Source organism: Immundisolibacter sp. (genome assembly GCF_028696615.1).
Classification (GTDB): Bacteria; Pseudomonadota; Gammaproteobacteria; order Immundisolibacterales; family Immundisolibacteraceae; genus Immundisolibacter.
Window position 1 is genome coordinate 1 of the sequence record NZ_JAQVGQ010000106.1, and the last position, 8,872, is coordinate 8,872.

Genomic DNA, 8,872 nt, shown 5'->3' on the forward strand with positions numbered 1-8,872 from the left:
AGTTCGTGGCGCGTTTCGATGCCGCCATGCAGGACGACTTCAACACACCGGGCGCGATCGCCGTGCTGTTCGAGTTGGTGCGCGAGCTGAACCGCGCCGACGATCCGGCCCGCGTGGCCTCGCTGGCCGGCACGCTGCGCCATCTGGGCGGCGTGCTGGGGTTGCTACAGGACGACCCGCAGGCGTTTTTGAAAGGCGGCGGCGGGCCGTCGGACGAGCAGATCGAGGCGCTGGTGCAGGCGCGCCTGATGGCGCGCAAGGCGCGCGACTTTGCCCGCGCCGACGCCATCCGCGACGAGCTCTCCGCGGCCGGCATCGTGCTCGAGGACGGCGCCGGCGGCACCACCTGGCGGCGGCGCTGAGGAGCGGGTGCGCTGAATCAATCAGCGCGCCGTCCAGCCGCCGTCCACCACCAGTTCCGAGCCGGTCATGAAGGACGACTCGTCGCTGGCCAGGAACAGCACCGCCGCCGACACCTCGTCCGGGGCGGCGGCGCGGCGCTGCAGCTGCACGCCGAGCATGCGCTGGCGCGCCTCGCCTTCCTTCGCCAGCAGGCCGTCCAGCATGGGCGTGTCGATCAGGCCCGGGTGCACCGAGTTGACGCGGATGTCGAACTCGGCCAGATCCGCCGCGGCGGCCTTGGTCAGCAGGCGCACCGCGCCCTTGCTGGCGCAGTAGGCTGACGCCAGCGCGCCGCCGACGATGCCGAACACCGACGAGATGTTGATGATGCTGCCGCCGCGGCCGCGGTCGCGCATCCGGCGGCCGACCGTGCGCACGCCAAGGAACACGCCGCGGGCGTTGACGGCCATGACGCGGTCCCATTCGTCGGCGGCGAGGTCCAGCACCGACGCGGTGCGGTGTGAGATGCCGGCGTTGTTGACCAGCACGTCGATGCCGCCGAAGCGCGCGCAGGCCGCGTCGACCACCCGCTGCCAGGCGGCCTCGTCGGTCACGTCATGCGGCCAGGCCGCCGCCTCGGCGCCGCTGGCCTGGACCGCGGCCAGCGTGTCGGCCAGACCCGCCTCGTTGCGGTCGGTGATGGCGAGCGTGGCGCCCTCGCCGGCCAGGCGCAGCGCGTGCGCGCGGCCCATGCCGGAGGCCGCCCCGGTGATGAAAACGACTTTGCCGCTGACGCGTCCCATGGGTTTCTCCTCTGGTTGGTGTTGTAAAAATTTGTCGCCGTTCGCGGCTGAAGCCGCTCCTACGGGGCAGGTGCAGTAGGAGCGGCTTCAGCCGCGAACGCGAACGGCGCCAAGTTCAGTGAGGTGCTCGGCGAGAAAATCGAGCCGGTCGTTGCCCCAGAACACTTCCTCGCCGACCACGAAGCTCGGCACGCCGAACACGCCGACCGCCTGCGCCTGCTGCCAGTGCTCGGCAAGGCGCGAGAGCAGTGCCGGGTCGTCGACCGCCCGGGTGAGCGCGTCGGGATCGAGTCCGGCGCGCCGGCCGGCCTCGCGCAGCACATTGAGATCGCCGATGTCGCGGCCCTCGCCCCACTCGGCGTGCATCACCTCCTGCACGTACTCGCGCAAACGGCCCTGTTGTTCGGCCAGCAGCGAGCCCGCGCCGGCGCGGGTGGGGTCGGTGGTCAGCGGTGGCGGGGTGAACGCAATGCCCATGCGCCGGCACCAGCGGCGCACGTCCTGGCGCGCGATCGGCAGCTTGCCCCGGGCGCGCTCGGGCGAGGAGCGGCCGTCCCAGCCGCCGAGCGGGCGCCACAGGACATCGCAGTCGAAGCGCCCCAGCACGTCGAACATCGTTTTGGAGGCGAGGTAGCAGTAGGGGCTGCGGAAGTTGAAAAACACACTGACCGTGACGGGCGTGCTCATACCAGCTCCTGTTGTCGATCGGCACATTCTCGGGCGGCCGGGTGGCCGGGCGATGGGCTATTCTGCCAGCGGTTTGCGGACATCCCCTTCGACTGACAGGACAGTGTCATGAGCGAGCGCGTTTCCCTTCTCCGACACCTCACGCAGGCGGCCCAGGACGGGCGGCTCGACCCGGCGCTGGCGCTGGTGGTGCAGCAAATCGGCGCCGCCAGCCGCGAGATTGCGGCCGCGCTGGCGCGGGCGGCGCTGGCCGATGTGCTGGGCGCGGTGGACAGCGCCAACGCATCGGGCGAAACGCAGAAAAAGCTCGACGTGCTCGCCAACGACGCCTTCCTGCATGCGCTGCCGTGGACCGGCGCGGTGGCCGGCATCGCCTCGGAGGAGCTCGACGGCACCTACCGGGTGCCGGGCGCGCGCGGCGGGTATCTGGTGCTGGTGGACCCGCTGGACGGCTCGTCCAACATCGACGTCAACGTTTCCGTGGGCTCGATTTTTTCCATCCTGCGGGCGCCCGACGGCGCAGTTGGCCTTGCCAATGACGATTTCCTGCAACCGGGCAGCCGTCAGGTACTGGCCGGCTTCACCGCCTACGGTCCGGCCACGGTGATGGTGCTGAGCTTCGGCCACGGCGTGCAGGGGTTCACGCTCGATCCGGCGAGCGGCGAGTTCCTGCTGACGCAGCCGGACATGCGCATTCCCGAGCGCACCAGCGAGTACGCCATCAACGCCTCGAACCAGCGCTGGTGGCAGCCGCCGGTGCAGCGCTACGTGGCCGAGTGCATGGCCGGCAAGGACGGCCCGCGCGAGCGCGACTTCAACATGCGCTGGGTGGGCTCGATGGTGGCCGATGTGTACCGCCTGCTCACGCGCGGCGGCATCTTCATGTACCCGCGCGACACCAAGGACCCGGCCAAACCCGGCAAGCTGCGCCTGATGTACGAGGCGAACCCCATCGGCTACGTGGTGGAGCAGGCCGGCGGGCTGGCCAGCACCGGCTACGAGCGCATCCTCGACATCCGGCCCGAGAAGGTGCACCAGCGCGTGGCGGTGATCCTGGGCTCCAGGGAAGAGGTCGAGCGCGTGGTGGCTTATCACCGCGAGGGCTGATGCAGCGCCGGGTCGGCCAGCGCCGTCCTCACACGCCTTCGGCGCTGGCCTTGAAGTTCAGCTCGGCGATCACGCCGTTCGGGTCCACCACGAACACCTGGTGCAGGTCGGCGGCGCGCATCGACAGCTCCCGGTAGGGGACGCCGAGCGCCGCCAGCCGTTCGCGCAGCGCGGCAAGGTCGCTCGCGCGAAACGCCAGATGGTCCACGCCGGGGCCTTCCGGGCCGCGCTCGGCGTGCATCGGCTGGTCGAACACGTCGGCTTCGTAATGCGCGCCGATTTCCATCAGGTGCACGATCGGCCGCCCGCCGGCGTACAGCCAGTAGCCGGGCAGCGCCAGCGGCGGTCGCGGGCCGACCTCGAGCCCGAGCACGTCCACGTAGAAACGGCAGGTGTCTTCCAGGCGCGTGGTGCGGATGGCGCAGTGGTCGAGGGTTTCGAGTGCCATGGTGTCCTCCTCGAGTCGGCGGGCCGGTGGGTGGGCAGGCGCCGATTGATTAGCAGGCCGTTGAAAAAAGGGGTTTCCTGCCCTTTTTTCAACTCGGCTCATCGCGGCACATGTCCGCAACGGCCTGTTAGAGCCTGCCGACCGGGGCCGGATGCCCCCGGCCGTGAAGCGGCGGCATAAACGTGGCAGACAGATTACGCTTTGCTGATCTGCCCCGCGCTGCGGCATTGCCCTGGCCGACACGCTACCAGGAATCGCCGCCCGCGGCCGCGCCGTCAGCGCCGCCGGGCGACCCAGCCGGCCATCATCAGCCCCTGGAAATAGCGCGTCGGCGGGCCAAAGCCGGCGACGGCGAGCAGCTGCGCGAGTTCGTCGTCGCCAACCGGCCGCGCCTCGGCCAGACGCGGCGCCATGCGTTCCTCCACCGCCTCGCGCGGCAGTCCGGCGAGCATCTGCAGCGCCTTCCAGGCATCCAGCAGGGTGTCCGCGTCGCCTTGCCGGTAAAGGCTCGCCAGCAGCAGCGGCGCGCCCGGCGCAAGGCGCGCCGCGATGGCGCCGAGCAGCGCCGCCCGCGCGGCGTCGTCCTTGATGAAATGCAGCACCAAAATCAGCGTGGCGGCATCGAACGGCGGCGCCGCCGGCACGATGTCGGCCTCGCCGGCCACGAGCTCGACCCGTTCCAGCACGCCGGCCTGCTGCAGCCGCGTGCGGGCCTGCGCCAGCATGTCGGCCGACGGATCGGCGCCCGTGAGCCGCCAGCGCGGCCCGGCCACGGCCAGGCGCGCCAGTTCCTCGCCGGTGCCGGCGCCCACGCACAGCACCCGGGCCTCGTCCGGCAACTGCGCGCGCAGCACGGCGGCGGACAGCTCGTGCAGGGTGTCGTAGCCCGGCACCAGCGTGCGGATGCGCCGCTCGTAGTCGCCGGCGCCGGCGGTGAAGTCGTGCTGGATGCTGTTGGGGAGGCGTTGATCCATGTCGGGCTTTCGCTCCTGGGCGGGATGTCGCGGCGTGCGGCGGGAGCATAAACGCGGCAGGCGGATTGCGTGTCGCCGATCTGGCCTGCGCGAGCTTGATTCACGCCGCGGCTTCCTGCCCCGGGGCGCAGGCGCCGAATCAATCAGCTTTCCTCCTCAGGTATCGCCCAGGACCTTTTTGACGCCCGGAATCACCTTGCCGGCGATCAGGTCCATGGCGCGCAGCACCTTGCGCTGTTCGAGGCCGCCGATGCGCGTCCAGCACAGCATCTCGTTGAAGCCGAACTCGCGCGCCATGTCGATCACCTTGTGCGTGCAGTAGTCGACGTCGCCGCACACCAGGATGGGTGAGTTCAGCAGGTCCTCGAACTGCACCGCCTGGGCCATCCTGGTGACCTGCTGGTAGCCCTCGTAGCTCTTGACCGGCGGGCGGTCCACCGGCGGCGCCACGTATTTGGCAATGGTGCGGTAGTACCACAGCACCGGGTCCCGAAAATCGCGCCGCGCCTGGTCCATGCTGTCGCCGGGGTAGATCATGAACAGATTGGCGACGCGCCCGCCGGCCGGATCGAGGCCGGCATCGGCCCGCGCCTGGCGGTAGGCGGCGATGCCGGCCTTGGCCTGCTCCACGGTGAGCCCGAACGCGCTCGACATGAACACGTTGTGCCCGGCCGCGCCGGCGATGGCAAAGCTGTCCGGCGACAGGCAGGCCATGTAGATCGGCGGGTGGGGTTTTTGCACCGGTTTCGGGCGCACCCACAGCTCGTCGGCGCGATAAAACTCGCCGTGGAAGGTGACGCGCTCTTCGGTCCAGCAGCGCTTGATGAGCTCCACCGCCTCGGCGAACATCTGCCGCGAGCGCGACTGGTCGATGCCGAATCCCTCGAATTCCATCGGTTGATAGCCGCGCCCGACGCCAAGGTCGATGCGCCCGTCGGACAGCAGGTCCAGAAAGGCGAAGTCCTCGGCCACCCGGATCGGGTTGTGAAACGGCAGCACCACCACCCCGGTGCCCAGGCGCAGGCGCCTGGTGCGTGACGCCACCGCCGCCAGCGACACCTGCGGCGAGGCGAGATAACCGTACTCGCTGAAATGATGCTCGGCCGGCTGGATGGAATCGAAGCCGAGATCCTCGGCCGCCACCATCAGGTCGAACTGTTCCCTGACCACCTCGCGCTCGGTCTTGCCGACCGGGTTCTCGAACAGATGCAACATGCCGAGTTTCATTGCCGGGCCGTCCTCGTGGGTTTTGCTGCGACGAGGGCTCATTGAACTGCCGGCGCCCGGTGGCAGGTTGCGCGACGTCAAGCGAACGGTCGGTTGGTAGGCGGCCGGTTTTTGGGGGGGCGCACAGGTCGTCATCGCGAGGGTCGCACCACCGGCCCGCGGCGATGCATGCGGCGCCGGCGGGGGTTGCCGCGACCTGTGCCTTCGTTAACGACTGTTCATCCGGCCGCTGCGGTGTTAAAAACCGCCATTGCCCCGGCTGCGGATACACGGAGGATCCCGGATGAACGCCGTCAACGAACTGTCCCCTGCGCGCCTGGAGGCGGAAATCGCGCGCGTGTTCGCGCTGCAGCAGCAGCGCAAGCTGGAATTGCGTGAAACCACCGCCGAGCAGCGTCTCGAAAAACTGCGCCGCCTGCGCGCGGCGGTGTTGGCGCACAAGGAAGCCATCCTCGGGGCGGCCGACGCTGACATGAAAAAGCCGCGCGTGGACGCGCTGCTCGGCGAGATCATGCCGGTGACGCAGGCCATCGACCTGGCGCTGAAGCACCTCAAGCGCTGGATGCGCCCGCAGCGGGTGAAAACGCCGGTCAACATGCTCGGCACGCGCGCCGAGATCCGCTACGAGCCCAAGGGCGCGGCGCTGATCATCGCGCCCTGGAACGTGCCGGTGTTCCTGAGCTTCGTGCCGCTCACGAGCGCCGTCGCCGCCGGCTGCACGGCCATCATCAAGCCGTCCGAGATGACGCCGGCGCTGGGCGCGGTGATCCGCACCATCGTCACGGACGTGTTCGACGAGGCCGAGGTGGCGGTGTTCGAGGGCGGGCCGGAAGTCGCGCAGGCGCTGCTGCGCCAGCCGTTCGACCACATCTTCTATACGGGCAACCCCGAGATCGGCAAGGTGGTGATGCGCGCCGCGGCCGAACACCTGGCGTCGGTCACGCTGGAGCTTGGCGGCAAGTCGCCGGTGATCGTCGACGAGAGCGCGGACGTCGAAGCCGCCGCCGAGCGCCTGGTGTGGGGCAAGCTGCTGAACGGCGGCCAGGTGTGCGTGGCGCCCGACTACGTGCTGGTGCACGAATCGCGCAAGGAGGAACTGCTCGGCGCGCTCGACCGCCAGTTCAAGGCCCATGCGAGCGGCGCCGCCGGGGAGTTACCGGAGCTCACACGCATCGTGAACACGCGCCACCACGCCCGCGTGCAGGGCCTGCTGGACGACGCGCTGGCGCGCGGCGCGCGGCTGGTGACCGGCGGCGAGTCGGACGCCGCCGAGCGCTACATCGCGCCGACCGTGCTCACCGACGTGCCGCCGGATGCCAGGCTGATGCAGGAGGAAATCTTCGGCCCGCTGCTGCCGGTGCTGAGCTTTCGCGATCTGAACCGCGCGCTCGAACTCGTCAACCAAAAACCCAAGCCGCTGGCGCTGTACGCCTTCAGCCGCGTCAAGGCCAACGTCGAGCGCATCCTGCACGGCACCTCGGCCGGCGGCACCACCATCAACCACGTGATGCTGCACGGCCTGCACCCGAACCTGCCGTTCGGCGGCGTCAACAACAGCGGCATCGGCAAGTCGGGCGGCTTCTACGGCTTTCAGGCGTTCTCGAACGAACGCGCCGTGCTGCGCCAGGTAAGCCGCATCAGCTTTACCCGCTGGATGATGCCGCCGTACTCGCCGCGCCTGACGCGCCTGCTGGAGCGGTTTGTGAGGTAAAGCCGATCGAGCCCGCGCCGGCCCTGTTTGAAACCGCCTCGTGCGCGGTCCGCAACATCGAATCGCAATCAGCGCTCCGTAGCGTTGTTTTGCTTGTCGATCTGCGGTGGCTCCGTTTAGGATGCCGGCCTCGTGCTGGAGTGATCTCTCTTTCAGTGCCTTCTTGCGGCAGGCAGTGCACCAGGGGAAGTGGGCTTGTCCAGTTTGGCGAGCCTTCGATGCCCGATGGCGGCGCAACACCCCTGATTTTTTGCCCGCGGCCGGCGCGTCTGACTGGCAAGCGCCGTAGCGCTTGCCAGCTGTGCGTGATTTGGCGTGATTTGACGGATAGGTAACACCCTTGCAGCAACTGCAACATATGGACGGCGGGGCGCCGCTAGCGCCGCTGGCGTCGGATGACGAAATCAGCCTGGTGGATCTGGCGGCGCCGGCGTGCCGCCTGGGTGACGTTGTCAGCGATCGTCGCCTGCGGCCTGGCGGTGGCCCTGCTGAAGCCCAAAACGTTTGCCTACACCACCACCATCGAGATCGGTTCGCGGGCAGAGGGCAATAAAACCGTGCCGATCGAATCCGTCGAGACGACCCTCGCCAAGCTGGAGGAAAACTACCTTCCAGCCGCGCGGCGCCGCTACCAGCAGGATCATCCCGACGAGGTGGGCGCGTTCCAGGTGGACGCTCGGGTGCCCAAGAACAGCCAACTGGTGGTGCTCACATCGAAGGCATCCGAAGCCACAAGCGCCCCCTATCGGCAGATTCAGCAACAGACCGTGCAGGCGCTGCTGGCCGACCATGGTCGCGTGTTCGAGGTGCAGCGCATGGCCATCGGGCAACAAAAGCGGCGCGCCGAAGCGGCTCTGCAGGGTTTGGTCGATCAGGCGCAGGTGTTGCGTCAGCAGTTCGACCGGCTCGAGCAAACCGACCAGTTGCTCGAGCAGCAGATTGCCGACACGCGCGCCCTGCTCGATGTTGCTACCGCCAACCGCACCCGCGCCGTCGGCGAGGCGCGCGACGAAGCGCGCGCCATGACGCTGCTGATGCTGGACAACGAAGTACGCGCCAACCGGGCGCGCCTGGCCGACCTGCAGCAGCAGTTGCAGATCGGCCAGGCAGAAAAACGCGACCAACTGCAAAACAGCCTGCGTGAAAACGACCGTGACCAAGCCTTGCAGCGGGCCGAAATACAGCGGCTCGACCTGCAGCTCAAAAACCTGCAGGAGACCCGCGCCCTGGGAGTTGCCATCCAGTCCCCGCGGCCGGTGGGCACGCCGCGCAGCCTGATCGTTGCGCTGAGCCTGGTGCTGGGCGGCATGTTGGCGCTGTTGGTGCCGCTGGGGCTGGAATTCGTCGACCGCGTGCAACGGACGCTGCATGGGGCATCGGCCCGCCGAGCCGCCGACGTGAGTGCGGTCACGCCGGCTGACTGAGAGCTTGTGAATTTTTCAAGCTCTCAGGCCGGCCAGGGATGGCCGGACGCGAATCGAGCCCGTAAGGGCTTGATTCGCGGGAGCCCGTCCGGGCGTGTACCGGACGGGCGACACAAGAAATGCGCAGGACGCGCATTTCTTCACAAACT

General features: G+C 68.8%; 9 protein-coding genes. 4 read left to right on the forward strand and 5 right to left on the reverse strand.

The window, feature by feature from the left end:
• Positions 1-362 (forward strand): DALR domain-containing protein (locus PHC73_RS08270; protein WP_366949837.1); only part of this gene is annotated, 362 nt, incomplete at its 5' end.
• A 21-nt stretch (positions 363-383) separates the two neighbouring features.
• Here the strand turns inward: PHC73_RS08270 and PHC73_RS08275 are convergent.
• Both PHC73_RS08275 and PHC73_RS08280 read right to left on the reverse strand, forming a co-directional pair.
• A complete protein-coding gene (locus PHC73_RS08275) occupies positions 384-1,145 on the reverse strand; it encodes a glucose 1-dehydrogenase (protein WP_300126639.1) in 762 nt (253 codons plus the stop codon).
• 87 nt (positions 1,146-1,232) lie between these two features.
• Positions 1,233-1,832, reverse strand: a complete 600-nt coding sequence (locus tag PHC73_RS08280) for a 2-hydroxychromene-2-carboxylate isomerase (RefSeq protein ID WP_300126641.1) — start codon at positions 1,830-1,832, stop codon at positions 1,233-1,235.
• Positions 1,833-1,940: 108 nt separating this feature from the next.
• Between PHC73_RS08280 and PHC73_RS08285 the strand changes: the two genes are divergently transcribed.
• Positions 1,941-2,939, forward strand: a complete 999-nt coding sequence (locus PHC73_RS08285) for a class 1 fructose-bisphosphatase (RefSeq protein ID WP_300126643.1) — start codon at positions 1,941-1,943, stop codon at positions 2,937-2,939.
• A gap of 28 nt (positions 2,940-2,967) precedes the next feature.
• On the opposite strand, the gene PHC73_RS08290 is transcribed toward PHC73_RS08285, so the two are convergent.
• The 3 genes from PHC73_RS08290 to PHC73_RS08300 form a co-directional block, all read right to left on the reverse strand.
• Positions 2,968-3,387: a VOC family protein gene (locus PHC73_RS08290; RefSeq protein ID WP_300126645.1), complete on the reverse strand. Its 420-nt coding sequence runs from the start codon at positions 3,385-3,387 to the stop codon at positions 2,968-2,970.
• A gap of 275 nt (positions 3,388-3,662) precedes the next feature.
• Positions 3,663-4,361, reverse strand: coding sequence for a class I SAM-dependent methyltransferase (locus tag PHC73_RS08295; protein ID WP_300126647.1), 699 nt, complete (start codon positions 4,359-4,361; stop codon positions 3,663-3,665).
• Between the two features lie 156 nt (positions 4,362-4,517).
• The gene (locus PHC73_RS08300) at positions 4,518-5,588 is read right to left on the reverse strand and encodes an LLM class flavin-dependent oxidoreductase (protein WP_300126649.1); all 1,071 of its coding nucleotides are present in this window, start codon (positions 5,586-5,588) and stop codon (positions 4,518-4,520) included.
• Positions 5,589-5,871: 283 nt separating this feature from the next.
• On the opposite strand from PHC73_RS08300, the gene PHC73_RS08305 reads away from it, so the two are divergent.
• Positions 5,872-7,299 (forward strand): aldehyde dehydrogenase family protein, encoded by a 1,428-nt coding sequence (locus PHC73_RS08305; RefSeq protein WP_300126651.1) that lies wholly within the window; start codon positions 5,872-5,874, stop codon positions 7,297-7,299.
• Positions 7,300-7,742: 443 nt separating this feature from the next.
• Positions 7,743-8,723: a hypothetical protein gene (locus PHC73_RS08310; RefSeq protein ID WP_300126653.1), complete on the forward strand. Its 981-nt coding sequence runs from the start codon at positions 7,743-7,745 to the stop codon at positions 8,721-8,723.
• Positions 8,724-8,872 lie beyond the last annotated feature (149 nt).

What these genes read in the sequence shown, in the direction of transcription:
- PHC73_RS08305 (WP_300126651.1), top strand. Translation starts at nt 5,872, where the DNA reads ATGAACGCCGTCAACGAACTGTCCCCTGCGCGCCTGGAGGCGGAAATC.
- PHC73_RS08295 (WP_300126647.1), bottom strand. Translation starts at nt 4,361, where the DNA reads ATGGATCAACGCCTCCCCAACAGCATCCAGCACGACTTCACCGCCGGC.
- PHC73_RS08300 (WP_300126649.1), bottom strand. Translation starts at nt 5,588, where the DNA reads ATGAAACTCGGCATGTTGCATCTGTTCGAGAACCCGGTCGGCAAGACC.
- PHC73_RS08290 (WP_300126645.1), bottom strand. Translation starts at nt 3,387, where the DNA reads ATGGCACTCGAAACCCTCGACCACTGCGCCATCCGCACCACGCGCCTG.
- PHC73_RS08285 (WP_300126643.1), top strand. Translation starts at nt 1,941, where the DNA reads ATGAGCGAGCGCGTTTCCCTTCTCCGACACCTCACGCAGGCGGCCCAG.
- PHC73_RS08280 (WP_300126641.1), bottom strand. Translation starts at nt 1,832, where the DNA reads ATGAGCACGCCCGTCACGGTCAGTGTGTTTTTCAACTTCCGCAGCCCC.
- PHC73_RS08275 (WP_300126639.1), bottom strand. Translation starts at nt 1,145, where the DNA reads ATGGGACGCGTCAGCGGCAAAGTCGTTTTCATCACCGGGGCGGCCTCC.